Source organism: Arthrobacter roseus (assembly GCF_016907875.1).
In the GTDB taxonomy this organism is placed as follows: domain Bacteria; phylum Actinomycetota; class Actinomycetes; order Actinomycetales; family Micrococcaceae; genus Arthrobacter_J; species Arthrobacter_J roseus.
In genome coordinates this window covers 587,424-612,973 of record NZ_JAFBCU010000001.1, presented here as the reverse complement: position 1 = coordinate 612,973, position 25,550 = coordinate 587,424, and the positions used below count along the sequence as shown (strand labels likewise).

The 25,550-nt window shown below is 61.4% G+C and carries 28 protein-coding genes; 14 read left to right on the top strand and 14 right to left on the bottom strand.

Annotated features, from left to right (window positions below; genetic code table 11):
* The first annotated feature begins 70 nt into the window (after window positions 1-70).
* From JOE65_RS03205 to JOE65_RS03195, 3 genes are all read left to right on the top strand, one after another.
* Complete coding sequence (locus JOE65_RS03205) at window positions 71-562, top strand: hypothetical protein (RefSeq protein ID WP_205161879.1); 492 nt, start codon at window positions 71-73, stop codon at window positions 560-562.
* Between the two features lie 63 nt (window positions 563-625).
* Entirely contained in the window at window positions 626-1,156 is a 531-nt protein-coding gene (locus JOE65_RS03200) for a GNAT family N-acetyltransferase (RefSeq protein ID WP_205161878.1), read from the top strand.
* An 8-nt stretch (window positions 1,157-1,164) separates the two neighbouring features.
* Window positions 1,165-2,004, top strand: coding sequence for a DUF1206 domain-containing protein (locus JOE65_RS03195; RefSeq protein WP_205161877.1), 840 nt, complete (start codon window positions 1,165-1,167; stop codon window positions 2,002-2,004).
* Window positions 2,005-2,036: 32 nt separating this feature from the next.
* Here the strand turns inward: JOE65_RS03195 and JOE65_RS03190 are convergent, their stop codons facing one another.
* The 8 genes from JOE65_RS03190 to JOE65_RS03155 all read right to left on the bottom strand — a co-directional run bounded on the left by JOE65_RS03190 (window position 2,037) and on the right by JOE65_RS03155 (window position 6,633).
* A complete protein-coding gene (locus JOE65_RS03190; protein WP_239536600.1) occupies window positions 2,037-2,558 on the bottom strand; it encodes a DUF1990 family protein in 522 nt (173 codons plus the stop codon).
* Window positions 2,555-2,941, bottom strand: coding sequence for an MmcQ/YjbR family DNA-binding protein (locus tag JOE65_RS03185; RefSeq protein ID WP_205161875.1), 387 nt, complete (start codon window positions 2,939-2,941; stop codon window positions 2,555-2,557). The genes JOE65_RS03190 and JOE65_RS03185 overlap by 4 nt, the downstream gene beginning before the upstream one ends.
* 5 nt (window positions 2,942-2,946) lie before the next feature.
* Window positions 2,947-3,363, bottom strand: a complete 417-nt coding sequence (locus JOE65_RS03180; RefSeq protein ID WP_205161874.1) for a CoA-binding protein — start codon at window positions 3,361-3,363, stop codon at window positions 2,947-2,949.
* A 40-nt stretch (window positions 3,364-3,403) separates the two neighbouring features.
* On the bottom strand, window positions 3,404-4,051 hold the full coding sequence (locus JOE65_RS03175) for a hypothetical protein (protein ID WP_205161873.1): 648 nt from the start codon (window positions 4,049-4,051) through the stop codon (window positions 3,404-3,406).
* A gap of 161 nt (window positions 4,052-4,212) precedes the next feature.
* Window positions 4,213-5,031, bottom strand: coding sequence for an SDR family oxidoreductase (locus tag JOE65_RS03170; protein WP_205161872.1), 819 nt, complete (start codon window positions 5,029-5,031; stop codon window positions 4,213-4,215).
* Window positions 5,032-5,081: 50 nt separating this feature from the next.
* The gene (locus JOE65_RS03165; protein ID WP_205161871.1) at window positions 5,082-5,627 is read right to left on the bottom strand and encodes a GNAT family N-acetyltransferase; all 546 of its coding nucleotides are present in this window, start codon (window positions 5,625-5,627) and stop codon (window positions 5,082-5,084) included.
* Window positions 5,628-5,648: 21 nt separating this feature from the next.
* Entirely contained in the window at window positions 5,649-6,173 is a 525-nt protein-coding gene (locus tag JOE65_RS03160) for a hypothetical protein (RefSeq protein WP_205161870.1), read from the bottom strand.
* 67 nt (window positions 6,174-6,240) lie between these two features.
* Window positions 6,241-6,633 (bottom strand): MerR family DNA-binding transcriptional regulator, encoded by a 393-nt coding sequence (locus JOE65_RS03155; RefSeq protein WP_205161869.1) that lies wholly within the window; start codon window positions 6,631-6,633, stop codon window positions 6,241-6,243.
* 485 nt (window positions 6,634-7,118) lie between these two features.
* Between JOE65_RS03155 and JOE65_RS03150 the strand changes: the two genes are divergently transcribed.
* Complete coding sequence (locus JOE65_RS03150) at window positions 7,119-7,748, top strand: hypothetical protein (protein ID WP_205161868.1); 630 nt, start codon at window positions 7,119-7,121, stop codon at window positions 7,746-7,748.
* Between the two features lie 150 nt (window positions 7,749-7,898).
* Here the strand turns inward: JOE65_RS03150 and JOE65_RS03145 are convergent, their stop codons facing one another.
* The gene (locus tag JOE65_RS03145) at window positions 7,899-8,390 is read right to left on the bottom strand and encodes a MarR family winged helix-turn-helix transcriptional regulator (protein WP_205161867.1); all 492 of its coding nucleotides are present in this window, start codon (window positions 8,388-8,390) and stop codon (window positions 7,899-7,901) included.
* Window positions 8,391-8,512: 122 nt separating this feature from the next.
* Between JOE65_RS03145 and JOE65_RS03140 the strand changes: the two genes are divergently transcribed.
* From JOE65_RS03140 to JOE65_RS15600, 3 genes are read left to right on the top strand one after another with little or no spacing between them, the layout of a single operon-like run.
* The gene (locus tag JOE65_RS03140) at window positions 8,513-8,839 is read left to right on the top strand and encodes a hypothetical protein (RefSeq protein ID WP_205161866.1); all 327 of its coding nucleotides are present in this window, start codon (window positions 8,513-8,515) and stop codon (window positions 8,837-8,839) included.
* Window positions 8,836-9,075 (top strand): hypothetical protein, encoded by a 240-nt coding sequence (locus JOE65_RS03135; RefSeq protein WP_205161865.1) that lies wholly within the window; start codon window positions 8,836-8,838, stop codon window positions 9,073-9,075. Before JOE65_RS03140 ends, JOE65_RS03135 begins: the two co-directional genes overlap by 4 nt.
* The gene (locus JOE65_RS15600) at window positions 9,059-9,415 is read left to right on the top strand and encodes a GNAT family N-acetyltransferase (RefSeq protein ID WP_205161864.1); all 357 of its coding nucleotides are present in this window, start codon (window positions 9,059-9,061) and stop codon (window positions 9,413-9,415) included. The genes JOE65_RS03135 and JOE65_RS15600 overlap by 17 nt, the downstream gene beginning before the upstream one ends.
* A 222-nt stretch (window positions 9,416-9,637) precedes the next feature.
* Here the strand turns inward: JOE65_RS15600 and JOE65_RS03125 are convergent, their stop codons facing one another.
* The 4 genes from JOE65_RS03125 to JOE65_RS03110 form a co-directional block, all read right to left on the bottom strand.
* Entirely contained in the window at window positions 9,638-10,447 is an 810-nt protein-coding gene (locus JOE65_RS03125; protein ID WP_205161863.1) for a nitrilase-related carbon-nitrogen hydrolase, read from the bottom strand.
* A 67-nt stretch (window positions 10,448-10,514) separates the two neighbouring features.
* Entirely contained in the window at window positions 10,515-11,804 is a 1,290-nt protein-coding gene (locus JOE65_RS03120; protein ID WP_205161862.1) for an adenylosuccinate synthase, read from the bottom strand.
* A gap of 148 nt (window positions 11,805-11,952) precedes the next feature.
* On the bottom strand, window positions 11,953-12,390 hold the full coding sequence (locus JOE65_RS03115; RefSeq protein WP_205161861.1) for an SRPBCC family protein: 438 nt from the start codon (window positions 12,388-12,390) through the stop codon (window positions 11,953-11,955).
* A gap of 38 nt (window positions 12,391-12,428) precedes the next feature.
* Entirely contained in the window at window positions 12,429-13,409 is a 981-nt protein-coding gene (locus JOE65_RS03110) for an NAD(P)-dependent oxidoreductase (protein WP_205161860.1), read from the bottom strand.
* 65 nt (window positions 13,410-13,474) lie between these two features.
* Between JOE65_RS03110 and JOE65_RS03105 the strand changes: the two genes are divergently transcribed.
* From JOE65_RS03105 to JOE65_RS03095, 3 genes are all read left to right on the top strand, one after another.
* Window positions 13,475-16,372 (top strand): FAD-binding and (Fe-S)-binding domain-containing protein, encoded by a 2,898-nt coding sequence (locus JOE65_RS03105; protein ID WP_239536598.1) that lies wholly within the window; start codon window positions 13,475-13,477, stop codon window positions 16,370-16,372.
* 180 nt (window positions 16,373-16,552) lie between these two features.
* A complete protein-coding gene (gene gdhA, locus JOE65_RS03100; RefSeq protein WP_205161859.1) occupies window positions 16,553-17,893 on the top strand; it encodes an NADP-specific glutamate dehydrogenase in 1,341 nt (446 codons plus the stop codon).
* A gap of 75 nt (window positions 17,894-17,968) precedes the next feature.
* Complete coding sequence (locus JOE65_RS03095) at window positions 17,969-18,883, top strand: aldose epimerase family protein (RefSeq protein WP_205161858.1); 915 nt, start codon at window positions 17,969-17,971, stop codon at window positions 18,881-18,883.
* On the opposite strand, the gene JOE65_RS03090 is transcribed toward JOE65_RS03095, so the two are convergent.
* Complete coding sequence (locus JOE65_RS03090) at window positions 18,880-20,373, bottom strand: sugar porter family MFS transporter (protein ID WP_205161857.1); 1,494 nt, start codon at window positions 20,371-20,373, stop codon at window positions 18,880-18,882. The two genes, JOE65_RS03095 and JOE65_RS03090, sit on opposite strands and share 4 nt — an antisense overlap.
* 126 nt (window positions 20,374-20,499) lie before the next feature.
* Here JOE65_RS03090 and JOE65_RS03085 point away from each other — a divergent pair, with 126 nt between their 5' ends.
* The 4 genes from JOE65_RS03085 (at window position 20,500) to JOE65_RS03070 (ending at window position 25,549) form a co-directional block, all read left to right on the top strand.
* A complete protein-coding gene (locus JOE65_RS03085) occupies window positions 20,500-21,561 on the top strand; it encodes an FUSC family protein (protein WP_205161856.1) in 1,062 nt (353 codons plus the stop codon).
* A 102-nt stretch (window positions 21,562-21,663) separates the two neighbouring features.
* Window positions 21,664-23,079, top strand: a complete 1,416-nt coding sequence (locus JOE65_RS03080) for a glucose-6-phosphate dehydrogenase (RefSeq protein WP_205161855.1) — start codon at window positions 21,664-21,666, stop codon at window positions 23,077-23,079.
* 71 nt (window positions 23,080-23,150) lie between these two features.
* Entirely contained in the window at window positions 23,151-24,338 is a 1,188-nt protein-coding gene (locus JOE65_RS03075; protein WP_205161854.1) for a M24 family metallopeptidase, read from the top strand.
* Window positions 24,335-25,549: an aminotransferase-like domain-containing protein gene (locus JOE65_RS03070; protein WP_239536596.1), complete on the top strand. Its 1,215-nt coding sequence runs from the start codon at window positions 24,335-24,337 to the stop codon at window positions 25,547-25,549. Before JOE65_RS03075 ends, JOE65_RS03070 begins: the two co-directional genes overlap by 4 nt.
* Window position 25,550 lies beyond the last annotated feature (1 nt).

Below are 25,550 nucleotides of genomic sequence, written 5' to 3'. Positions count from 1 at the left end.
CACTGCCCATAACTCCGCAGAGGATCCTCGGTAAGCTGTAGCCGGTGTCAATCGAGCTGGGAGTAACTGGATGAAGCGTTTACCCGTGGTGCTGGCTATCGCCGCACTCGCCGTGACAGGCTGCCAATCGGGCGTTACAGAGCCGAAGTCTCTGCTCTCACCAGCTGAAAGCATCGACCTTTACGTCCCTGCTCTCGATGCCGTTGAGGATTCACTCGGGAACGCCTACCCAGACGCCACCATGGGTGGTGCCGACGTAGGCCCCAGACTTTCGCTGCAGGACGACGGCGAATGTGTGCTGTTCCTTCCCACGAGAACCATTGATCTCAACCTTTTCCTGGACAACAAGGAAGCCTCGATGGAAGCCCTTCAGGCTGCGCTGAACGAGCACGAATTCGGGGACCTGACCGACGTCGAACAGACCGGGCCCGTACGTTCCTCGCATGCCGAAGATGCAAGGGGTGCAAAGTTCAGCGCCAGTGACCGCAACTCCTCAGAAGTCTCCATCCGCGTCCCCGTCCGCTCCGAGACGTGCGGCCCAGATGATCTTCCTGCCCCGTAACTGAATCGCGTTGACCTGCGAGCCTGACCTTCGATCCCCGGCCGTACCGCGATAATAGTCGTTATGACCATCATGGAGCCGGCAGCAGCGGCCAACGAACTTTCCGGCGAAAAAATCGCCCTCAGGCGATTGTCGACGTCGGACCTGGCCTCGTTGACCACCAATCAGCGGCAGGAAGATTGGGCACATGACTTCCCCCAGCCCGGTGACATCGATGCTGCCCGCGTCGTTCCCATGGACATGGAGTTCCCCCGCTATGGCGCGTATCTGGCGGTGGAACGTGCGACTGGGCAGGTCGTGGGAACTGCCGGGTTTCAAGGGCCAGTGATGGACGGTGAACTGGAGATCGGTTACGGAATTGTTCCATCCGTCCGCAAGCGAGGATACGCCACCGAATGCCTGGGACTCCTGGTTCGTTTCGCCACCGCGGAACCCGACGTCGAATTCCTCACCGCCCACACCGAGGAACCCAATATTGCCTCGCAGAACGTCTTACTCAATGGCGGATTCATGCCTGTGGAGACCGACGGACCGTCCCTGACCTTTCGGCACAGCCTCGCCGCGGCGCCACGCTATATTGGAAGCCGACCATAAGGAGACCGGTGGGCAAGAAGACCAGACAGGCCAAGCAGGCAGCGGATACAACCGGTAACGCCGCGGAAACTGCCGTAGGCTCCAAGAGCTTTGAAGTTGTTGCGAGGGCGGGCTATGTCGCTACGGGGCTGCTGCATTTGATCATCGGCGTGATCGCCTTTCGAGTTGCACTCGGTAAATCTGGAGAAGCGAACCAGAGTGGGGCCATGAGCCAACTCGCGAGCACCCCGGGTGGGATTTTTCTTATCTGGGCCGGATTCCTTGGCTGTGCTGCACTGGCGCTGTTCCTGATCGCGCAGGTCATTTTCGATTGGAAGGGCCTGGAAACGAAGAAGCGGCTCAAGAAACAGCTCATCGCCGGTAGTAAGGCTGTGGTTTTCGCAGCTATCGCTGTGACCTTCAGCGTCTACGCGTTCGGCGGCACTGGAAACAGCGACCAGACGGCGCGCTCGGCTAGTTCCGTCCTGATGTCCAGTACGGCGGGCTCTGTGTTGTTGGTCGGTGTCGGCATCGGCGTCCTCATTGCCGGTGGCTACCACCTCTTCAGCGGTATCGCCAAGCGCTTCGAGGTCAACCTTGAGGGTGTGCCGCGAGGTACAGCGGGTACGGCGATCATCTGGCTGGGGCGCGTGGGGTACTCCGCGAAAGGGGCTGCGTTGATGATTTTGGGCTTGTTGATCGTCATTGCCACCATCAAGCAGAACCCCGAACAGTCTTCCGGGCTCGACGGCGCTCTGAAGTCTCTGCGCGATCAGCCCTTTGGCCTGTGGCTGCTGGCAGCAGTGGGAATCGGCCTTATTTGCTACGGGCTCTTCTCCGCCGTCCGCTCCCGCTACCAGAAGATGTAGCGCACGCTCCCTTTTAGACCGCCGTCGAGGTCTCAGCCCTGTACGATCCGACGCGCTGCTGCAAGGTATCGGCGGGTGATGAGCCACTGACTCAACACTGCCACGGGCGCACCTGCGCGGTAGAACCAATTGGCGTGGCGGCTGTACGCACGAATCTCAACGTACACCAGACCATCCGCTGTCAGCTCGGCGATGAATGCCTCCTCGCCTTGTTCTGGATGTCCAGCAAGTGTCCCGTAGGCAAATCCCGCCCGTTGCGGCGACCCTTCGCCATCGGGTTCCTCCACCCAGACCACGCGGCAGGGCGCATCAAGATGAAGCGGTCCTACGCCTATCCTGGATACCACTCGGGTTCCGACGGCGGCGCGCTCCGTCTCGGCGTCGACCTTCAAACCGGCCCCGCGTTGGAGGCCCCAGGTGAGGATGCCATCAGCCAGCTTCCGGTAGGCGTCCCACCCCTCTCCGACGGCGAGCCGGCGGTGAAGGCGACGGTACCCGTCAGGCCAACTACTGCCCTGGGTCAGTCCACGCTCCCCGTAGGTGAAGCCGCTCATTCCTGTGCCAGCCGTTTCCATCCCAGTATTTCGCGGTCCCTTCGGGGCAGGGACGCCACCACCAGATCGTAGGAATCCTCGATCATGTCCGCGATCATCCCCTCCTGTAGCGCGCCGTTACAGACCACGCCGTTCCAATGCTTCTTGTTCAGATGGTAGGCGCCAGTGACCTCTGGGTGTGCTGCCCGCAGTTGCACTGCGAGGTCGGGCTCGCACTTGAGACTGACGGATAGAGCCCGCTCATCCAAAGAGGACAGGGCGAACATTTTCGCCTTGCCGTCCGCCGCCCGGACCTTGAACACCGCAGTTTCCGGGCCGAAGGGAAAATCCTCGAACGCACCGGCGAGCGCAAGGCATTGTGTTCTCAGCTGCTGCGCGTCCACCGACTCTAGAGGCCCAGACGTGGGGCTTCGATGGCCGGGCAGGCGTTCATGACGACGTCGAGCCCCGCCGCAGTAGCCAGGGCAGCCGCGTCCTCGTCGATGACATCGAGTTGCAGCCAGACAGCCCCCGCGCCGACGGCTATTGCCTCATCCACCACGGCACCCACGCGTTGAGAATTCACGAAACAGTCGACGACGTCGATCCTCCCCGGGATGTCCGCCAAACTTTCATAACCGGTCTGGCCGTGAACGTCGTCGCCCTGGGGATTGACCGGGATGATCTCCATCCCGAGCCCGTCCATGAGGAACTTGGAGACGCCTACGGCCGCTCGGCGTGGATTTCCTGAGAGTCCGACGACGGCCCAGCGTCCGGGTGTGGTCAGGAGCCTTCGGATGACGTCGGGGTCATTGCTGTGTGCCATGGCTTCAGCCTACGCGGACGCGGGAAGCGGGTAGAAGTTTTCACTCCGCCAAAACGGTTACCTGCTTGGCCAGCTCTACCGCCGACGCGCTCATCTCGTCGGAGAGTTTCAATACGTCGTACTTGCCAAGCGCGGTCTGCTCGCCGCTGTGGGCGGTGATTCGGGTCCCGCCGTCGATTTCATCGATCCGAAAGTGGACGCCGGGCACCGTTTTCATGTGTCGTGCGGCATCCTCGTGGAGCCAGGTTCCACCCGCCCACTCTTTTCGGATCTCAATCCACACGTCCTGACCTACCGTCCTCGCTCTGAGCCCGGGCTGACGGAAAGCGTCGGTGAGGGAATCCATAGCTGCGTCAAGGGGCAACGTTGTCGTCCATTGTTCTGTGTGCTGGAAGCGTCCATCTATAGACCTGAATTGCAACAGAATCCACACCCCAACCATGTTGGGCCACAATGCGGCCGTCGCAAGGGTCTCGGGGTTTACTACGAACCCGAAGACTATGAGTGCAGTTCCAACTATGGCAAAGGCAGTCAACCCGATTCGCTGCCACCTGCCCGGGACCTGCACCATGGTCCTCGCCTTACCCCGGCCACTGACAAGATAAATACCTATGCCCAGCACGAATAGCGACTGGAGACCATAGAGGACACCCGTGAGACTATCGAACCAACCGTCAAAGCCGGACACGAAAACTAAAAACGCCGACAGGACCGCCAAAGCCACGGATGACCAGTCCGGCGCCAATCCTGATCCGTTTGTCTCGTTGCGAAGGCTGCATGACTACACCGAGTGGTTCGATGTTTGCTGAGCTCGTTGGCCCTCCAGAAGGGCGAGAGTCTTTTCCAGTGCTACCACCGACGAAAGCCTCCTTCGGTGCTCAAGACCTGTCCGACCATCCACCGACCCTCGTCGCTGGCGAGCCAGCCGATGAGTCGCGCCGGGTCATCAGGTTCCCCGAAGCGGCCGGTTGGGCAATGGGCCAGGACCGATTTGAGTACTTCGGAGGGTCTGTCCGTAGTTCCCTCGTCGAGGTATCCGGTGTTGACCGGGCCGGGGTTGACGGTATTGAGAATGATTCCGTGGTCGATCAAGTCGTTGGCAACCGAGGCTGTGATTCCGGCCAAGGCTGCTTTTGATGTTGCATAGGCGATCTCAGACGACATGGGGCCCTCGATCTGGCCAGAGGTCATCCAAATGACGCGGCCGCCGGCACGTCCGTCGTGCTGTTCTGCGAAGTATCGAGTGGCCAGCAGGGTTGAGCGCGAGTTCACTTGCCAATGCGCATCAAGCTTCTCAGCGGTCATTTCCATCAACCGACCATCGCTGCCGCTCAATGCATGGTTGCAGCACAGCACATCGAGATGACCGAACGCTTCCCGGGCGGTCTGGATGAGTCGGGCGGCGCCACTCGCAGGGGCAAGATCTATCCCGGCATGTTCAAGCCTTGCGCCATCGGCGAGCATTCCGGCTAGGTCCCGGGTCAATTCATCGATCGAATCAGCACCCCACGGTTGATTTTCATCGTGTGGAGCGTAGTGATGCAGGAAAAGATTTGCACCCATTTTTGCCATCCGAGAAGCAATGGCAAACCCTATTCCTTTGCGTCGGCTGACGCCGGTTATAACGGCAGTACGTCCAGAAAGCGGCAAACTCGAATCTGTACTCATCTGCTCATGATAGCGACGTGCAAGGTTCACCATTCAGCCTGGACGATTCCTCAGTGGGCGGAGGCGTCACGAAACAGGACGAGGCCCGGTTTGCCGTTGGGTGTGTCAGGGCCATGGCCAATCTCGACGAATCCGTGCGCCTGGTACAAACGTCGCGCGGGCGAGTCAAGGTCAGAGGTCTGCAGCCAGCATGCTTCTGGTCCAATGCCATCCAGCCATGACTCCAACACTGCCCGTCCGATGCCGGCGCCGGACGCCCGCGGGTGGCGCGCCAAGAGGGATGACACTTGGGCCCCGTCCAATCTCTTGGCGGCTTCGCCGAGTCGTGATCGAAGAGTGGAGGCCCACTCGTAATGCTGCTCAGCCCACAACCATCGATGGCCGTACGCAAACCCGGTGAGCGTGTCTGCCTCGTAGGCCACGGCCGCAGCAACGTCTTCGTCCCTGAGCGAAGTTGCGTATACGTTGGCGAACAGTTCTGCGACATCCTCGGTCTCACTCAGAGGTGGTCCGGACGACGCGGCGAAGTACACGACACGGACCTCAGAGGCAGAGGGCATGGCTGGCTTGAACGACGGAGACAGAAAGCAAATCACCTAATCACTCTAACTACGCCGCTAGGACGGGCGGTTTCGCAGGTAGTAGGAGACGGTCACGACGCCGAGGAGCGGCCCCCAAACCAGCATCGGTGCGTAGGTCAGGCCCATGAGAGGAAGACCCGCCGTATCGACCCGATCCCAGACCAACAACTGGCTGACGGCAATGAGTGTAAGGAGAAGCGCACCGATGGCTGCCGGGATGACGGCCGTGAGCGGCGGAACCCGACTACCCCCAATGAACGGAATCCACGGTGGAACCACTCGCCCCCATGGGTACACAAGGCCCAGAGTGAGTAGTGCGAGGCACTCAATCACGACGGTGAGGCCGATCAGGTACAGCGCACCCCAGCCGGGTAGATCATAGTCCGAGCGTAATACCGCATCGCTGAATCCCACCGGGATCCCAACGCTCATCGCCAGTCGCCACAGCCCCGAAGGCAGAACACACAGCGGCACGGCATGGGCTGCCCAGAGCACCCAGCGCGGTGGCTTTGTTGTAAAGGTTCCATTGCTCGGCCGGCTACGCGCGCTCGTCATGGCCACGCCCACAGTCTGCCTGAATCCGCGTCAACTCGAATCCTCCCTTTGGCTGATTTCTGGCGTCGTGTAGCTATCGGATGGTGATTGGGCTTACTTCACAGAGCTTTTCGTCGGAGCCGAGGTCGGTGAGAACGTTATTGAGTTCTGCGACGCGCTTGTTTGTTTCCTGGACGAGGGCTTGTTGCAGTACCGCCCAGTCGTGTCGGGTGGGTTCGGTTTTTGTTGGCAGCACGTCCAGGAGTGCCTTGATGTCTTGCACGGAGATGCCTACCCGTTGGGCTACCTTGATGACTTTGATTCGACATCCATCGAAGGTCGAGAATCGGCGCTGGTTACCTGCTGTGCGGGTCGCGCTGATCAGGCCGTGTTGTTCGTAGAACCGAATAGCCGACGGCGCAACGCCACTTTCTTGAGCCAACTCGCCAACCGTCAGAATGGGTTTTGCGGTGAGTGTTCCGCTCATTGGAGTACCGCCCTCATCGTATTTGACTTCAACTAATGTTGAAGTTCTAGCGTACGAGGTATGACTGAACCCAGCACTCCTCTTACGGTCGCCGAACCACCTCGTACGCTGACCTGGTCCCTTCTCCTGGCCAGCACGTTAACCGTCATGGCAGGTGCCACAATTTCTCCGACATTACCGGCCATGAGCGCGCACTTCGCGAGCACCGGACAACCCGAGGTGTTGAGCCGTCTCGTGCTGACTGCCACGGCTCTGGCCATAGCAGTAACCGCACCCTTTATCGGAGGGTTGATCAACCGGGTGGGAAGTAAGCGGGTCCTGGTGTGGTCGACGGGCGCTGGGACGGTGGCACATACCACCCCGGCTGGACGGACGAGGAGCGGCCGTTCTTCGACGCGTGGACGGCGACGCATCCCTCCCTCGAACTCCTACGCGTCTTCGGAGCCGACCCGGATACCCCCGAGGTCCAATAGACGATCGATCGGGTGCGCGAGCACGTCCGTTGGGAGTACGACGACCTACCGCATTTCGATGGTGAGGGCGAACCGTGCATCAACGGCGGAGCACTCGCCAATGCAGCGTATTTCAAGCAAGGAGGTTCCCCGATCGTCCAGACGATCTTGCGAGGCCAACTCGCCGACGGCGGCTGGAACTGCTGGGATGACGATGGCACCAGTGTCTCCTCGTTTCACTCCACGATCTGCGTATTGGAGGGCCTGTTCGCGTGGGAACTTGCCACCGGGGGCAGCGACACCACTGCGGTCGCACGTCGCCGGGGCGAGGAGTACCTACTAGAGCGCCAACTGCTCGTGCGTCGATCGACCGGCACGATAGTGGACCCTCGTTTCGCGATGGCGTCGTTTCCGACGCGGTGGTATTACGACGTCCTGCGCGCCCTCGACTACTTTCAAGTCGCACGGCCCCAGCGCGACCCACGGTGTGCACGGGCGGTGGACCTCGTCCGCGGCGCACGGCTGCCGCATGGCATGTGGAAGCTTGAGAACACTCATCAAGGGCCGACGCTGTTCGACATGGAAGGCGAGCACGAGGGATTCCCGAGTCGATGGGTCACCCTCCATGCGCTGCGGGTCTTGAAATGGTGGGATGCCGCATAGGCAGTGCTTCTTCGGCGAATGGCAAGGCATAGGATGCGTGGAAGTGTGCGAGCCCCCAAAAAGCCTGCGGGTTGGGACGAAAGACGCGGCTGAACACCTCGCTAGGAACGCGCGGGCTGAGGCGAAGGCTAAGAAAGACTGAGACGGGCTTTAAGGTTCGACGACGGCGCTTCGCATCCGTTGCAGGAAGGTGATCACTGCATCGGCTTCGGGCTCGGTCAGTGATTGGGCCGCCTCTATCATCCGCGAATGCATGCCTGTGAGGGTGGAGCGGACTTCGGAGTCGGAACTCTCCGTGGGTTGGATCAGCAGTGCCCGGCCATCTGTGGGATGTGGTTCGCGACGTGCGTGGCCACTTTTGACCAGACGGTCGATCAGGACCGTTGTAGATGCTGAGGAAATGTCGAGCTTGGCCGATAACTCTTTGGGGCTGAGGTCACGACCATCCTGGCGTGCTTGCAGGAGACATCGAACGGCCGCGAGATCCGTTTTCCCCATGCCCATCATGGTGCTGGCGTGTGCTCTCATCGCAGTTTCGGCCGTCCGATAATCCCGCAGCGCGTTCAGTACCTCCACCCCCCGTTGTCTCCGTGGGTCGCCGTACCAGTACCCCTGGACTCGATGATTTGTCTCTGAACCCATCTATAGATAGTAGAACAAATATAACTAGACTATCTAGCTTGTTTTTTAACGGTGACATCCCATAAGATCCTCATGGCCAAGAAGTGTGCCGCAAAGCGTTCCTTCAAGTTGGAGTAAGCCACATGGATCACAAACTGCGGGTTCTCATCCGATTGGATATCGACCGAGCTTCGGCCACCCTAGCCGTCACGGGCTGCCTGACGGAAAGCTCAGTCCCAGCGCTCTTCCCGCTCATCCGACGCGCCGGGGCGATGATAAAAGGCCCCAGAGTCATTGTGGTGCTCGATCAAGCCAGACACGTTGATCAGGCTGGCCTAGATCTCTTGAGAAAATTCGCTGCGGATCCGACACTCTCGAGGTGGGGGCACGCTATCAGCATTTCAGCACCGGCAGCACTACCGCCCTGCCCGGCCCTGCAGTCGATACCAGCAGAAAAGATTGCGGTATGAACACGGTTCGGCCCCTTCTGAGGGTGGTACCCAACACGGTAGACCAGCTGTTTACCGCTGATCTCTCCCGCGTTTCACGCAGCCATCTGATTGCTTTGAGCAGCAAGCTGTGCGTGGAACTCGATACTGTTGCTCCGGATCCAGGAGCCAGGGATCGTTACGATGCCCTCGTTGAGGAAATAGAATCCCGTAGCGCGCCCTTCATCCGTAGGAGCAACGATGCCCAGGGTTCATAATAATTTCGCCGCTTCACGATTCGATATTTACTCCGCCGGGAACGTGGCCGCAAGTGCCCATTACCGGATGAACGGCGCCGAAATCTCCTTTATTTACACTGAAGTGAACCGCATCCTACAAACGCCACCGCTGGTTCAGACCCTGATCCGTGGCTGCCTCAATTATGCCCACTACCGTCGCCTGGCAGTACTGCCTTTCTGCCCCACCATGTGGGAATACATCAGACACAACAGCCAATACACGGCGCTGGTTCCCCTGACACAACGAAAGCGGTTTCTCCTTCCAACAACTCCGCGTCCAACCGGCCAAACACGCCTGACTGTAGTGCCGCCGCAATAAAGCACGACGGCGGCAGGTGGAGCCTCGCCCGCTCAACTTCACCCCCGCCACCGATCACTCCGTGGCTCGAGATCGGGGTTTCTCCGCCATGGAGCCCCTGTGCGGGGTGATCTCGGCAGCGAAGGGGTGACCTCGCACGGAAAAGGGCGCGGGAGGCGGAAAGGAGCGCGGGGCGGAGCGCGGGCATGGGCGAGGAGAGCGGGGAGGAGCGGGAAAAAGACGCTAAAGGGCGGCGTCCACGATGCGGTTGTTCCGATCGAAACGCCGGTTCTTCAACACGGGCAGGAACTCCCGGACTTCGTCGATGCGCTTGCGCGTGACGTCCGCCGTCGCGGTGCCCTCTTCTTCGTCGTTGAGGAACGCCTGAGGCAGGCCCATCGGGTCCAAGACCACTGAGTGGCCAATTGTGTGCCCGCCGGAGGTGCCGGCTGCCGCGACCCACACGGTGTTCTCAATGGCGCGGGCCTTGAGCAGTGTCTCCCAATGATCGATCTTGTGCTCGCCCTTGAACCACGCCGCAGGCACGCAGATAACGTCCGCGTTGAGGTCGGCGAGTTCGCGTGCGAGTTCGGGGAACCGCAGGTCATAGCAAGTCATAACGCCAACGTTGAGTCCGCCGATGGGGACCACCAAGGGCACACCGTCGCCGGCTTTGATGCGGGTTGATTCCTGGTAGCTGAACGCATCGTAGAGGTGCAGTTTTCGGTAGGTGCCCACGATCTTGCCCGTTGCGTCCACAATGACGAGGGTGTTGTACGGACGGTCTTCGCCGCTGCCCTCGTACCCACCGGCCACCACGCTGATGTTGATTTCGGCTGCGAGAAACGAGAGCTGCTGGACAAAACCAGACCATGCTGCGTTGACAGCAACGGCGAGCGGCCCCTCAACCAGGCCGATACTGAACATCGATTCCTCGGGGAACACGATGAGTTCCGCGCCGGACGTTGCCGCTTCCCCTGCCAGACGACGCATGGTGGCAACGTTCTCCGCCACGTCTCCGGTGGGCCTGAATTGTCCAACGCTGACTTTCACGACTGCTCTCCTTTGCCCCTTCGCCTTTCTCCCAGCGTACCCACAAACACCCGAAGAAAGGCCAGCACTAGCTAGTGATGAGGTCGTTGATCACGATGGTCTGTTCGCGGTCTGGGCCCACCCCGATGGCCGAAATACGGGTGCCGGATACACGTTCCAGGGCCTCGATGTACTTCTGCGCGTTGACCGGCAGATCTGCGAGGCTGCGGGCACCGGAAATATCCTCTGTCCAGCCGTCGAAGTACTCGAAAATCGGTGTTGCGTGGTGGAAGTCGGTCTGGGTCATGGGCATTTCGTCGTGGCGCTGGCCGTCCACGTCGTAGGCAACGCAGACGGGGATGCTTTCCAGCCCGGTGAGGACGTCGAGCTTCGTGACGAAGTAATCTGTGAACCCGTTGACGCGAGATGCGTGCCGGGCGAGCACGGAGTCGTACCAACCACATCGCCGCGGACGCCCGGTATTGACACCGAATTCACCGCCGGTCTTCTGCAGGTAGATCCCCATGTCGTCGAAAAGTTCGGTGGGGAACGGGCCCGCACCGACACGCGTGGTGTAGGCCTTGATGATGCCTACGCAGCGGGTGATGCGGGTTGGCCCGATGCCGGACCCCACACTTGCGCCGCCTGCCGTGGGGTTGGAGGACGTGACGAACGGGTACGTGCCGTGATCGACGTCGAGGAAGGTCGCTTGGCCGCCCTCCATGAGGACTACCTTGCCCTCATCGAGCGCGGTGTTGAGCACGTAGGTGGAGTCGACGACGAGCGGGCGGAGGCGGTCTGCGAAGGCGAGGAAGTATTCGACAACTTCCTCGACGAGGACATTACGCCGGTTGTAAACCTTGACCAGCAGCTCGTTTTTCTGCCGGAGGGATCCTTCAACCTTCTGCCGGAGGATCGATTCATCGAAGACGTCCTGAACACGGATACCCAGGCGCGCAACTTTGTCCATGTACGCGGGGCCAATACCGCGACCGGTGGTGCCGATGGCCCGCTTGCCCAGGAATCGTTCGGTGACCTTGTCCAAGATCTGGTGGTAAGGCGCCACGAGGTGGGCGTTTGCGGAGATGCGGAGTTTTGAGGTGTCGGCTCCGCGCGCCTCGAGTCCTTCAATCTCCTCGAATAGCGCTTCCAGATTGACCACGCATCCGTTGCCGATGATGGGGATGGCGTTGGGGCTCAGAATCCCGGCAGGAAGGAGTTTCAGCTCGTACTTTTCACCGCCGATGACGACGGTGTGGCCGGCGTTATTCCCTCCGTTGGGCTTCACGACATAGTCGACGCGGCCCCCCAGAAGGTCTGTGGCCTTACCTTTACCTTCGTCGCCCCATTGGGCTCCGACGATCACGATTGCTGGCATGGGATCCTCCCCCATTCTCCGCGGCTCAGCGCCGTTGGCAGCAGGTTCATTGCCGCAAACGACCGGGCCGAACATGAAAATGCCCCGCATCCTTCCACGGACCAATTACTGGTTCCTGCAAGAGTAGCGGGGCTCTTACCCGCCAAGTTTAGCGGATTTCCGTTTCAATGGCCTTTTTCAGCAGCGCCAGCTGTTGACGTTCGGCATTGGCGATGCGTTCGCGGATACTCTCGGCCAGGGATTCGCTGTCTCCAGTGACGGCGACGTCGGCGACCAGAAGAATGCGTGTGGCGTTACCTGTCCCGGTGAAGCTGTAGCGGTAGTCCGCGCTCACGTCTCCGGAAACGGTGGTGAGGGTAAGTTTTTGGAACGGAACGACGTCGTGCAGGATGGCCGTGGCCCCTTCGCCGTGGGGGTGATGTTCGGAGTTGAACCTGAGGATGGTTCCGTCGGTGGTTTCGCCGTCGGCGCTGACGCTGGACACCCCTGGCAGCCATTGCTGGGCCCTGGTCCAGTCAGTGAAGCGTGCCCACACGTCGGTGCGCGCGGCGTTGACCGTCTCTTCGGTCTCAAATGCAATGGTCATAGCTGCATCATCCTCTGTTGAACGGCCGTTTGGAACCCCTATTTTCCGGGGACAAATCCGGAGGCCTTGTCCACTACATGGTCCATCGGCTCCCCGGCTGTCCACTGACGTAGGTTTTGCAGGAACTGGGCGGCGAGCATATCGCGCCAGCCGTAGATGTCGCCGCTGAGGTGGGCGGAGATGTGCACCGATTCCAGGTCCCATAGCGGGCTGTTATCCGGTAGCGGCTCTTCGGCGACGACGTCGAGGGAAGCTGCCGCCAGATGTCCGTCCTGCAGTGCACGGATCAGGGCCGGTTCGTCGACAAGCGCGCCCCGGCCAACGTTGATCAGGTGGGTCGAGGTCTTCATCGCGGCGAGGACGTTTTGGTTGACCATGCCGCGCGTCTGCTCGGTGAGTGGCGCGATGAGAACCACGTGGTCTGCGCTCGCTACAGCCTGAGCGAGGTCGGTACTGGCATGGACGGTGCCGAAGTCGGGGTCTGTGCGCGCGGTACGGCCCACCCCATCAACGTGAAGTCCGACGGCGGTCAGTAGCCGGGCGGTTTCGCGGCCGATTCCACCGGTTCCTACGATGACGACATTCCGGCCGTGCGTACCCTGCAGGTCGCGGTGCTTCCATTCGTGGCGGTGCTGCAGAGTTTTGCTGTAGTGCAGTTGTTTGTCGTGGGCGAGGATCGAGGCGAGGACAAACTCCGCGATGGGCCGGTCAAAGATGCCGTGCGCGTTCGTGAGTGTGACCTCTGAGTCCCTGAAAGCCGGGAAGAGGATGGAGTCGACGCCGGCCGCCGCGGCGTGCACCCACGAGAGTCGGTGCGCTCCTGCCCAAACGGACTCCAGCGCTTGTGAGAAGAAGTCCCAGAGCAGCAGGATGTCGGCGCCGTTCAGTGCCTCCTGCAGGCCTGCAGCGTCGGTGATCCGGACGTCGGCCAGTTCCTGAATGGCCTCCAGATTGTAGGGATGCTGATGATCCGGGGCGGAGAGTATGACGACGACGGGGCGTCCGCTGGGCTGTGGCACGCTCGAAACGCTACCCCAGCACCAAGTTGTTGACAACGCTCGGGATGGGCACTCACGATGGGACCATGACGGGCCCGGACCGCTTCGAACCGCTACGCTCCCTCGGCGTGGAGATCGACGCTGGGACGCGCCGACTTTCCGAGTACAGCTACGACGCTTCGAACTACCATCAGCGTCCGGCTGCCGTCGTTTTCCCCCGGAACGTGGACGACGTCGTTGCGACGGTCCGCTTCTGTGCAGCCGCTTCCCTGCCGGTCACGTCTCGTGGAGGTGGCACGTCGATGGCGGGCAATGCCTTGGGAACGGGCGTAGTGATGGATTTCTCCCGCTACATGAACCTTGTTGTTTCGGTGAATCCGGATGAGCTGACGGCAGTCGTGGAACCGGGCCGCGTCATTGGATCCCTTCAGGAGGATATACAGCAGTCCACGGGCGGCCGGTTCACGTTCGCTCCGGACCCGTCCAGTAAATCGCGAGCCGCATTGGGCGGTGCGGTGGGCAACGATGCGTGCGGAAACCATTCCGTGCGGTACGGCCGGACGTCGGACCACGTTATTGCGCTCGACGTCGTGACCGCCAGCGGCCACCGGCTCACGGCCACAGACTCGGAGCTGCTCGCCACCGATCCGGACGATGACGGCGCCGCGCGGGAAGCCTCACGACTGGAAGCTGAGCTGCGGGGCCTCGCGAGCGCCCATCTCAGTGATTTCCGTCTGGAACTGGGCCGGATTCCGCGGCAGGTCTCTGGCTATCACCTCTCCCACCTCCTGCCCGAGAACGGCTTCAACGTGGCTCGTTCACTGGTAGGCAGTGAGGGGACGTGCGCCGTTGTCGTCGCCGTCGCTGTCAGGCTTGTTCCCGTGCCGCCGTCCACGCTTCTGCTGACCCTGGGCTATGCGAATGTGGTGGACGCGGCCCGGGATGTGATGACAATTCTGGACTTCCACCCCGCTGCGATCGAAGGCATTGACGAGGCCATTGTGGACACGATGCGCGCCCGGCGTGGAATGGACTCCGTGGCGGATCTACCAGAGGGCAAAGCGTGGCTTTATGTGGAGCTCGACGGCGACACTGCGGACGAGGTGAGCGCCAAATCCCATGAGCTGCTGGCGCGTCTGGAGCGTAACGGACGGCTCCTCGAAGGCCGGCCCGTACCGAACGTGGCCGAGCGGGCTTCGCTGTGGCGCGTGCGCGAAGACGGCGCCGGCCTTTCCGCCCGCCTCCCCTCCGGCGAACAGTCCTGGCCCGGATGGGAGGACTCCGCCGTCGCACCAGAAAATCTAGCCGACTACCTCGAGGACTTCCTGAAGCTGCTGGACACTCATCAGCTCAAAGGCATCCTCTACGGACACTTCGGCGCTGGGTGCATGCACGTGCGCGTGACCTTCGACCTGCGCAGCGTTGAGGGCCGTGCCATCATGGCAGCGTTTGTCCATGATGCTGCTGAGCTCGTGGTCCGGCATGGTGGCTCTCTTTCCGGTGAGCATGGCGACGGTCGATCCCGCTCAGCGCTGCTCCCCCTGATGTATTCCCTACAGGTAATGAACGCATTTTCGGCCTTCAAGTCCATCTGGGATCCCGCCGCTCTGCTCAATCCGGGCTCGATCACCGCACCACAGAAAGTCACGGATAATCTGGCGCTCCAAGGCGTCCCGGACCGCGAATGGCGGACGTCCTTCGACCTCCGACCAACCGGAAGCAGCAACCTGGAGCTTGACCCGTTCGTCGACGCAGTCCAGGGCTGTGTGGGCATCGGCAAATGCCGAAACGAAACCGGCGGAGTCATGTGCCCCAGCTACCGCGCCACCGGCGACGAACGCGACTCCACCCGGGGCCGTGCCCGAGTACTCCAGGACATGGTGAGCGGTTCGCGGACCGTTGCGCAGGGTTGGAAATCCCGCGACGTCCGGGATGTCCTGGACCTCTGCCTGTCGTGCAAAGCCTGCTCCACGGACTGCCCCGTTGGCGTGGACATGGCCACCTACAAGTCGGAGTTCTTCGACCATTACTACCGCCACCGGATCCGCCCGCTGTCCCACTACTCGCTCGGCTGGCTCCCGCGGTGGCTCGCGGTCGTCGGGCACGTAACTCCGCTGGTCAACGCAATCCTCGGAAGTCCATTGGGCAAGCTCGCCGCCAGGGCAGCAGGACTCACCACTCGGCGACAGCTGCCCCGGTTCGCACCGGCAGGAGCCTGGCGCAAGGAAATGAGCACGACGACGGAAGCAACCCGTTCTCCAGCAGCCGACATCGTCCTGCTGGTGGATACTTTCACGAAGGGCTTTCGTCCCCAGGTGGCGGGCGCGGCGGAACGTGTGCTGGCCGGGGCTGGCCACCGGGTTGAATGTTCGGCCGATGCTTGCTGCGGATTGACCTGGATTTCAACCGGGCAACTCGGAACCGCGAAGAAAGTCCTGGCCAAGGCCGCGGAAACGCTCGACGACGGCACGGACCGCCCGATTATCGTCATAGAGCCCAGCTGTGCAGCAGCATTCCGCAAGGACCTACCCGAACTGGTCCACACGCCCGCGGCGACGCGGGTAGCTGCCCGAATCCGCAGTTTCGCCACGGCGATCACCGAGCTGAGCGCCGCTGGTTGGACACCGCAGTGGTCTGGCGGAAACCCGCCGTCGGCTGTCACAGTGCAGACACACTGCCATGAGTACTCAACCTTCGGTGCCGCCGTGCAGAAGCGGGCGTTGACTGCCGTCGGCGTAGAGAACATCCGCGAAGCCACAGGATGCTGCGGGGTTGCCGGGAACTTTGGCTTCGAAGCTGAACACTACGAAGTCAGCATGGCCGTGGCCAAACACGCGCTGGCGCCTGCCCTGACCGCCACCGGCCAGAACACCCCCGTTCTGGTGGACGGATTCAGCTGCCAGATGCAGGTCCAACAACTCGACGCGGCGAGGCACACACTGCACCTGGCCGAGCTGCTCGACCCCCAACCTGACGGACAGTGACGAGGTCCTCAACAGCCCATATCCGACCACGCAAACCACCGAAAACCGATACCGGGCGTTACGTCAATATTCCGAAGTGTTGCGGGCAGACTTCCACTTGAGGCGCCGGAGCAATTAGTGTTCCCCATCAAGCGGGCAGTCTTGGATAAGGCCTGCGGACAGCTAGGAAGGGAATCACCTGTGGACGCCCATTTGCTCGAAGTGCGAGATGAAGTTTTTCAACGGAACCCCGGCGAAACCGAGTTCCACCAGGCCGTCAACGAGGTCTTCGAATCCCTTGACCCTGTAACGCGCAAGCACCCGCAGTATGCTGACGCTGCAATCCTGCAGCGTATCTGCGAGCCGGAACGGCAGATTATTTTCCGCGTGCCCTGGATGGATGATGGCGGCAACGTCCAGATCAACCGTGGATTCAGGGTCGAATTCAACTCGGCTCTGGGCCCGTACAAGGGCGGTCTGCGGTTCCATCCGTCGGTTTACCTTGGCATCGTGAAGTTTCTGGGTTTCGAACAGATCTTCAAAAATGCTCTGACCGGGATGCCGATTGGTGGCGGCAAAGGCGGCTCGGACTTCGACCCACACGGTCGGTCCGACGCCGAGGTGATGCGGTTCTGCCAGTCATTCATGACCGAGCTGTACCGGCACATCGGCGAATACACGGACGTGCCCGCCGGCGACATCGGCGTGGGTGGCCGTGAGATTGGGTTCCTGTTCGGCCAGTACAAGCGCATCACCAATCGCTTCGAATCCGGGGTCTTGACCGGAAAGGGCATCGGCTGGGGCGGCTCCCTGGTCCGGCCCGAAGCCACGGGCTACGGCGCGGTGCTCTTTGCCCAGGAGATGCTCAAGACCACGGGCAAGGACTTCGAGGGCCAACGCGTACTCGTCTCCGGGTCTGGAAATGTTGCCATCAACGCCATCGCTAAAGCCCAGGGATTCGGTGCCACAGTGGTGACGGCGTCGGACTCCAGCGGTTACATCGTGGACGAGGCCGGGATCGACGTCGAGCTTCTCCGACTCATCAAGGAAGAGGAACGAGGACGGATCGCTGACTACGCTGAGCGGCGAGGATCTTCGGTGACGTTCGTTGCCGACGGGTCCGTATGGGACGTCGCCGGCACAGTCGCTCTGCCCTGCGCCACCCAGAACGAGCTGGACGAAGAGGCCGCAGTTCGGCTCACCAAAAACGGCCTGCTCGCAGTCGCCGAGGGCGCGAACATGCCGTGCACGCATGAAGCGACGGCCATTTTCCAGGACGCTGGGGTGCTCTTTGGCCCAGGGAAGGCCGCGAACGCGGGTGGCGTGGCGACGTCCGCCCTTGAAATGCAGCAGAATGCCAGCCGAGATGCGTGGACTTTCGATTACACCGAGCAGCGTTTGACCGAAATCATGATCAATATCCATAAAAACTGCGCTGAAACGGCCGAGGAGTACGGGATGCCGGGCAACTACATTGCCGGCGCGAACATCAACGGATTCGTCAAGGTGGCCGATGCCATGCTGGCTCAGGGATTGATCTAGAAACTGTCCCCGTTGCGGCGATAGGCTTCGATGAGAGCCAGTGTCGCAGAGCCAACGTCGCAACGGAGGAAAATCGTGATTCCACCAACAGGTACGCAGTATCGGATCAGCCACGGCGATCAGGTGGTCATGCTGACAGAAGTGGGCGGCGCCATCCGGACGTACACGGTTGGCGACCGTCCCGTTCTGGACGGCTATGACGAGTCCGAGAAGTGCAGCGGCGGCCGTGGGCAGTCCCTTATCCCATGGCCCAACCGGGTCAAGGACGGCCGCTACAGTTGGGCACAGCGCACCCAGCAACTCGACCTGACTGAGCCCGCCGTTGGCGGCGCGATCCATGGGCTCACCCGCTGGTCCAACTGGGAGCTTGTAGGTCACAGCGAGAATGCAGCCAGTTTCCGCTACGTACTGCATTCGCGTCCGGGTTGGCCAGCGGTTCTGGAGTGCCAGCTCGATTACACGCTCGATGAGTCCGGCCTCACCGTCCGCACCACCGCAACCAATGTCGGCGCCGCCGCCTGCCCTTACGGCGCTGGCGCGCATCCCTACCTCAGCGTGGGAACCGAAACCATTGACACCGCCCACGCCCGGGTTCCTGGCTCCGTTTACCTGCCGGTGGACGACGTCGGAATCCCTACTGGCGAAGAGCCCGTGGACGGGACTCACTATGACCTCCGCAGCGAACAGGAAATCGGAGACCGTCAGATCGACATTGCCTACACAGACTTGAAGCGCGACGACGACGGCCTGGCCTGTGTGCGGTTGTCCCTCCCCGACGGTCCGGCCGTGGAACTCTGGGTCGACGAGGCTTACCCTTTTCTGGAGATCTTCACGGGAGACACGCTGCCCCAAGAAGAACGACGACGGACCGGCCTAGCAGTGGAACCTATGACCTGCGCGCCAGACGCGTACAACAACGGCAAGTGCCTCATCATCCTGAATCCAGGGGACACCCACTCAGCCACCTGGGGCATCAACCCGTTGGCTTAGGCGCCGACAGCCTTTTTAGCGGCCTTACGGCGTTCGCGCTTGTAGCGGTCGGACATCTGTTCCAGCGGTATGCCCTTGGTTTCGGGGACTTTGAAGAAGACGAACACCAGTGATGCGAGCGCAAAGAACGCGTACATCGAGTACGTAAAGGGCAGGGACATCTCGCTGAGGGCGGGGAACGTGACCGTCACGATGAAGTTCACGGTCCAGTTGACAGCAGTCGAGATACCCACGGCCAGGCCGCGGATCTGGTTGGGGAACATTTCGCCGAGCAGCGTCCACATCACGGGGCCCCAGGAGACGGCGAAGAACACCACGAACGCGTTCGCAGCGATCAGGGCAATAGTGCCCCAAGGCTGCGGCAGTTGCGGTTCGCCGTTCACGATGGATGAGTTGAGGAAACTGACGGCCATGAGTACCAGGCTGATGGTCATCCCTGAGGAACCAACAAGCAGCAATGGCCGGCGCCCCACCTTGTCGATGAGGAAGATCGCGACGACGGTGACCACAACGTTGGTGATGGCGGTGATCACGGAGGCGTTGGACGCAAATTCGGGGCTGAACCCAACGGAGCGCCACAGGGAGTTCGAGTAGTAGAAGATGACGTTGATGCCCACAAGTTGCTGGAATGCGGCAAGAAGGACACCCACCCAGACGATGGGGACCAGTCCGAGCGTTCCGCCCTTGAGGTCTTGGAACGAGGGCTTTGAGTCGCTTCGCAGCGATTTGCGGATGGTACTAACCAGAGCTTCGGTTTCTTCATCGCTTCGGCCGTGCACATGGGCAAGAACTTCGGTGGCCTTGTCCGTGTCCCCGTTGGACACGAGCATGCGCGGCGATTCGGGTAGTTTCAGCGCGAGCACACCATAGAGGATGGCGGGAACCACCCCGGTCAGGAGCATCCAGCGCCATGCTTCGAGACCGAACCAGAACTCGGCGTCGGCGCTGCCAGCCGCGCCTGCGAATGCGTCATCAGATAGGAGGGCGATGAAAATACCGAGGACGATGGCCATTTGCTGGAGGGATGTCAGCCGACCACGCAGTTTTGCCGGAGAGATCTCTGAAATGTAGGACGGCACGATGGCGGAGGCGGCACCGATACTCAAACCGCCGACAACGCGCCAGATGGCCAGATCCCAGGCGGAGAAGGCAAAGGCAGAGCCGATCGAGCCGATAAAGAAGAGGATGCCGACGATCAGCATCACCTTGGTACGACCCCATTTATTGGCCAGGGGCCCACCGAACCAAGCACCGACGGCGGCGCCGATCAAGGAGATGGCTACCACGAACCCGGTGATGAACGGGCTCAGACCGAACTGGCCCGTGATCGCTTCGATGGCCCCGTTGATAACGGAACTGTCGAACCCGAAGATAAAACCACCAAGTGCGGCACCGAGCGAAATCAGGACTACTCGCGTTGTGTGCTTCCGGTCGAGTGAGGTGTACGGTTCGCCTCCGTCGTCGCCTTTTCCTGATTTCTGCTCTTCCACTACAACCTCCCGAAGCCCTTCAGTATGCTTTTATTTCCTTTACCCTAGGCGCGCACTCCATCTCGCCGCAACGCCGTGGTTAGCTTTAAGCCACACTCGAACCTACGCGCGCCAATGGGAGGTTGCGTGGATAAGCGGCGGATACCTTTGCGGCAAGCGCTGACGACGACGGCGCGTGCGGCCGGCCCTGCATCAACGTGGCGGCGACTGTCCGACGCTCTGCCAGTGGTTGCGCAGTGTGGGATCGCGGCCGGTGTGGCATGGTGGCTCGCCTCGACTCTCTTGGGGCATACCTTTCCGGTGTTTGCTGCGACGGCAGCTATCATCTGTCTGGCAGGAGGCAAGGGTGAGCGTGCCAGGCAAGCGGTGGACTTGCTCGCAGGCGTGGTTGCCGGCGTCGCAGTCGGCGAACTGATCCTCCTCGTGGATCCGGGGGGCCCGTTGCTGCAGGCGGTTGCCGCCGTCGTGCTGGGAATGGGTGCAGCGGCCGCTATCGACTCGCGTCGCCTGGCCTATATCCAAGGGGCCGCTTCCGCGTTGTTCGTACTGGTACTTCCGCCGCTACAGAGTCCGGGAAGCAGAATTCTCGACGCCGCTATCGGCGGCGTTCTGGGGCTGCTCGGCAGCCAAGTGTTCTTCACGCCGGACCCGGTGGCGCTGGTTTCAGAGTCCGTGCAACGGGTGCTCAGCAGTGTTCGGGCTGCCCTCACCAAAACTGCCGATGCGCTGGAGGACGACGATGAGCAGACGGCTCTCGACGCCGTCGTGCTGGCCCGAGAGGCACGTTCACAGCTGGCCGAACTATCTGAGATACGAGTGATCGCCCACCGAATCCGTCGTCGCACTGTGCGTGGTTTGCGACGGGCCGCACTCCTGCAGAAACTCGATGAGCGATTGGACCACCTTGACGCCCTGGTTGCGGCGACACTGCTGATATCCCACCGCATCGCGGAGCGGGATGCTCAGCCATCTTCTGGTGACTATGCGTGTTTCCTGCGGGCGGCAGCCGACGACGTCGAGAGTACGGCGCGTGTCTTCACCAACCGGACGCGCGGCGTCTACATGCAGGAACAGCTCACTGCTGCCGTGCCTGAGTCTCTTCCCCGCGCGGATTCTGTTCTCGCCGGGAGCGTGCTGCAATCCCTCGCCGCGCTGCATCCGGAGACCACAACCTCGCCCGGCCCATAGATTCCACTGATCCTCAACAATGCACTGGCCTCCCGTGCAACGGCCGGTCTAGCATGGGAAAAGTCAGGCCAGTCGCTTTCTTTTCGTCAGGAGCATGAATTCATGGACACCTCAGCTTCCTCCGCCGGCGAGGACAGCCCCGCTATCAAGACGCTCCTCATCCTCGGAGCATCCGGTGATCTGACGGCCCGGCTCCTGATGCCCGGGCTGGCAAGTCTCGTAGCCCAGGGCGGCGCCCAGGACATCAGCCTGGTTGGCGCGGGCTACGATGACTGGCCGCAGGACAAGTGGCGCGATCAGCTCAAAGAATCCTTCAGCGAAGAAGATGAACATCAGGTCCTGGAACGACTAGCCAAAAACAGTGAGTACCACCAAGTGGACGTCACCTCCAGGGAAGAACTGGCGAAGGTTCTCAAAGCGGTGGAACAACCGGCCGCGGTCTACTTTGCTCTGCCACCGTCCATCACGGAAAAGGCCTGCAACCTGCTGGAGCCGGATGATGTTCCTGAGAACACCCGCTTTGTCATGGAAAAACCGTTCGGTGCTGACCAGGTTTCTGCCCGGAAACTCACCGCGACCCTTGAGAAGCTACTGCCGGAGAATCATATTTACCGGGTGGATCACTTCCGCGGTACGGGAACCGTCCTGAATATCCTGGGCCTCCGCTTCGCCAACCACCTGTTGGAGCCTGTCTGGAACAACCGTCACGTGGACAAAGTGGAGATCTACTTTGATGAGGATCTGACCCTCGAGGGCCGCGCCGGCTTCTATGACACCACCGGGGCCATGCGCGACATGATGCAGAGTCACCTACTGCAGGTCATGGCCTTCATCACCATGGATCAGCCTGCAACACTCGGCGAGCGCGACGTCCGTGACCGAGTGGCCGAGCTGATCCGTGCGGCCGAGGTTGGTCCCGACTATGCGAAGACTACGCGCCGAGCCCGCTACACGGCGGGGAAAATTGGCGACCGGGACGTCCCCAATTACGTCGATGAGCCGGGCGTTGATCCGGACAACAATACGGAGACGCTGGCCGAGCTTGAAGTTCACATCAACAATGCGCGGTGGGCTGGCGTCCCGATCATTCTCCGTTCCGGAAAGTCTCTGGCCAAAAATCAGATGGAAGCCATGGTGACGTTCAAGCCCCTCCCCCATCTACCGACAGGGTTCACGGGTACTGATACCCCAACGCGGATCAGAATAGGTTTGGGTCCGGCGAAAATCCAACTGGAAATAGACGTCAACGGCCCGGGTGATGTCTACCATCTGGATCGCGCAGCGCTGTCGGCTCAGCTCAACGAGACGGACCTGTTGCCGTACGGAGAGGTGCTCCAGGCCGTCCTGACGGACAATGCCATGTTCTTTGTTCGCGCCGACACCGCGGTGGAGTGCTGGCGGATCGTTGAACCCGTAGTTAACGCCTGGGCGGAGAACAAAGTCCCCCTCGAAGAGTACGCTGCAGGTTCCAATGGTCCGGAGGATTGGGCTACATCGCGGAACGAGACTCAGCTGTAGCAGTACCCTTGTAACCAGCTGGGCCGTGCCGTAGATTGTGGACAATCCACCGATCGGAAGGCGGTGCGATCTTGTTGTTTACAGCCGGGGAGTACGCGCAAAGGCTGGCGAGCGTACGTCAGCGAATGGATGCTCAAGGGCTTTCTGCCCTGCTGGTCACGGACCCCGCCAATATCTACTATCTTTGCGCGTACAACGCGTGGTCTTTCTACACGCCGCAGGTTCTCTTTGTTCCCGCACAAGGGGACATGATCCTCTTCACCCGGGACATGGACGCACGGGGTGCCTTCCGTACCTCCTGGCTCCCGCCGGATTCCATCGAGGCCTACCCGGAACGCTATGTGCACCGTCCGCACCTGCATCCGTTCGACTACGTTGCCTACGCCCTGCGTCAGCGTTACCTGATCGCCGCAGCGACCCACGGCTGCGTTGGGTTGGAGATGGACTCTCACTTCTTCTCACCCAAGGGGTACCGGGCGCTGGTGAATGCCATTCCGGAGTGGACGCTGGTGGACTGTTTCGAGCTCGTCAATTGGGTTCGTCTCGTGAAGTCCCCCGCGGAAATTCAGTTGATGCGCAAGGCCGCCGTCGTCTGCAATGGGGCCATGAAGGTGGCGCAGGAAAGTATTGAGGCCGGCGAGCGCCAGTGCGACGTCGCGGCCGCCATTTCGCACGCACAGATTTCGGGGACGCCGGAGATCGGCGGAGATTACCCTGCGATTGTGCCGCTGCTTCCCACCGGGGAGGAGGCGGATACGCCTCACCTGACGTGGAACGAATCGCGCTTCACCCAGGGTCAGGCCGTCGTCGTCGAACTGGCGGGGGCCTACCGGCGGTATCACGTACCGCTGGCGCGAACATTCAGCATCGGGACGCCGTCGGACGATCTGGCTCGGTTGGCCGATGCCGTGGCGGACGGCGTCAAATCGGTGCTGGACATCATCCGTCCCGGCGTTCCTGTGCGCGAGCTCGCGTCCACCTGGAACAGGACGCTCGCCAAATACGGGCTGGAGAAGCCCTCACGCCTTGGCTACTCAATTGGTATCGGTTATCCCCCGGACTGGGGCGAAAGGACCGTGAGTATCCGGTCCGAGGATGACTCCGTGCTCGAGGAGAACATGACATTTCACCTGATGGCGGGCATGTGGATGGACAACTACGGATTCGAACTCTCGGAGCCGTTCCGCGTGAGCGGTAGCGGCGTGGAAACGTTCGCCGCGTTCCCCCGCGAACTGCTTCAGAAAGGAACATGTTCATGAGACCCACCCGTACCGCGCCCGTAGCGGCCCGCGCCGATCAGCTGGTCGGTTCTGTCATTGACTCGAGCACGTCGCTGCTGGCGGCGCAGACGCACGACGTCGTCCGGTTCGCCATGGGCGCACCAGCTGCGGAGGTGGTTCCCACCGAATTGTTCCGTGAGATTGCCTCGCAGATCTACACGCCGGACTCCTTTACCTATGGGGCCACCGAGGGAGAGCCTGTGCTCGTCCACGCTCTGCTGGACTATCTAGCGCAAACGTCGGAGGCCACCAGCGAGGAGCGGATTGTCATCACCTCTGGCGGCATGCAGGGCTTGGATCTGGCCTGCAAAATCTATGTTGACCCAGGTGATGTGGTCATTGTCGAGAGCCCCACCTACACGAACGGCAGTGCCACCGCCCTGAGTTACGGCGCAGAGCTTCTGGAAGCGCCGATCGACGAGAACGGGCTGATCGTGGAGGCGCTGCCGGAGCTGGTTGCTGCCATTGGACGGACGCCGAAGGCCATTTACACCATCCCGAACTTCCAGAATCCTTCCGGCACCACGCTTTCGCTCGCTCGCCGCAAGGCTCTGCTGGAACTCGCCCATGCCTGGAACGCGGTCATCATCGACGACGATCCTTACGGGCTGCTCCGCTTCACCGGCGAGGACATTCCCGGCTTCCGGAGCCTCAGCCCCAATGATCCGCTGCTGTTCTCCGTGCGCACGTTCTCGAAAATCCTGGCGCCCGGTCTACGGGTGGGCTGGGTGGACGTTGACCCATCTGTCCGCCAGCTAGTGATCAATGCCAAGCAGGCCATGGACACGTGCACCAACGTCCCCAACCAGCACATCGTTGCCGAGTTCATCTGCCGAGGCGGACTCGATGAACATCTGGCTGGCCTGCGCAACGAGTACCGCACCCGCAAGGAGGCGATGCTGGAGAGCATCCAGCGGCACCTAGGCGGACGCGTCTCCACCACGGACCCGGACGGCGGCTTCTTCCTCTGGCTGACCCTTCGCGGCGATGATGCCCGGATCTCCACCACCGCCTTGTTTGAGACGGCTCTCGCCGAAGGCGTCGCCTTCATCCCCGGGCCAGCCCTCTCACCCGGTGGAAGGTTCGACGACGCACTGCGGCTCTGCTTCGCCTCCACCACGCCCGAACGGATCGAGGAGGGCATCATCCGGTTGCGACGCTCCCTAGACCTGATGCGCGAGAAGGTCTGAA

What these genes read in the sequence shown, in the direction of transcription:
- JOE65_RS03205 (WP_205161879.1), top strand. Translation starts at nt 71, where the DNA reads ATGAAGCGTTTACCCGTGGTGCTGGCTATCGCCGCACTCGCCGTGACA.
- JOE65_RS03200 (WP_205161878.1), top strand. Translation starts at nt 626, where the DNA reads ATGACCATCATGGAGCCGGCAGCAGCGGCCAACGAACTTTCCGGCGAA.
- JOE65_RS03190 (WP_239536600.1), bottom strand. Translation starts at nt 2,558, where the DNA reads ATGAGCGGCTTCACCTACGGGGAGCGTGGACTGACCCAGGGCAGTAGT.
- JOE65_RS03180 (WP_205161874.1), bottom strand. Translation starts at nt 3,363, where the DNA reads ATGGCACACAGCAATGACCCCGACGTCATCCGAAGGCTCCTGACCACA.
- JOE65_RS03170 (WP_205161872.1), bottom strand. Translation starts at nt 5,031, where the DNA reads ATGAGTACAGATTCGAGTTTGCCGCTTTCTGGACGTACTGCCGTTATA.
- JOE65_RS03155 (WP_205161869.1), bottom strand. Translation starts at nt 6,633, where the DNA reads ATGAGCGGAACACTCACCGCAAAACCCATTCTGACGGTTGGCGAGTTG.
- JOE65_RS03145 (WP_205161867.1), bottom strand. Translation starts at nt 8,390, where the DNA reads ATGGGTTCAGAGACAAATCATCGAGTCCAGGGGTACTGGTACGGCGAC.
- JOE65_RS03140 (WP_205161866.1), top strand. Translation starts at nt 8,513, where the DNA reads ATGGATCACAAACTGCGGGTTCTCATCCGATTGGATATCGACCGAGCT.
- JOE65_RS03135 (WP_205161865.1), top strand. Translation starts at nt 8,836, where the DNA reads ATGAACACGGTTCGGCCCCTTCTGAGGGTGGTACCCAACACGGTAGAC.
- JOE65_RS15600 (WP_205161864.1), top strand. Translation starts at nt 9,059, where the DNA reads ATGCCCAGGGTTCATAATAATTTCGCCGCTTCACGATTCGATATTTAC.
- JOE65_RS03120 (WP_205161862.1), bottom strand. Translation starts at nt 11,804, where the DNA reads ATGCCAGCAATCGTGATCGTCGGAGCCCAATGGGGCGACGAAGGTAAA.
- JOE65_RS03115 (WP_205161861.1), bottom strand. Translation starts at nt 12,390, where the DNA reads ATGACCATTGCATTTGAGACCGAAGAGACGGTCAACGCCGCGCGCACC.
- JOE65_RS03105 (WP_239536598.1), top strand. Translation starts at nt 13,475, where the DNA reads ATGACGGGCCCGGACCGCTTCGAACCGCTACGCTCCCTCGGCGTGGAG.
- JOE65_RS03080 (WP_205161855.1), top strand. Translation starts at nt 21,664, where the DNA reads ATGGACACCTCAGCTTCCTCCGCCGGCGAGGACAGCCCCGCTATCAAG.
- JOE65_RS03070 (WP_239536596.1), top strand. Translation starts at nt 24,335, where the DNA reads ATGAGACCCACCCGTACCGCGCCCGTAGCGGCCCGCGCCGATCAGCTG.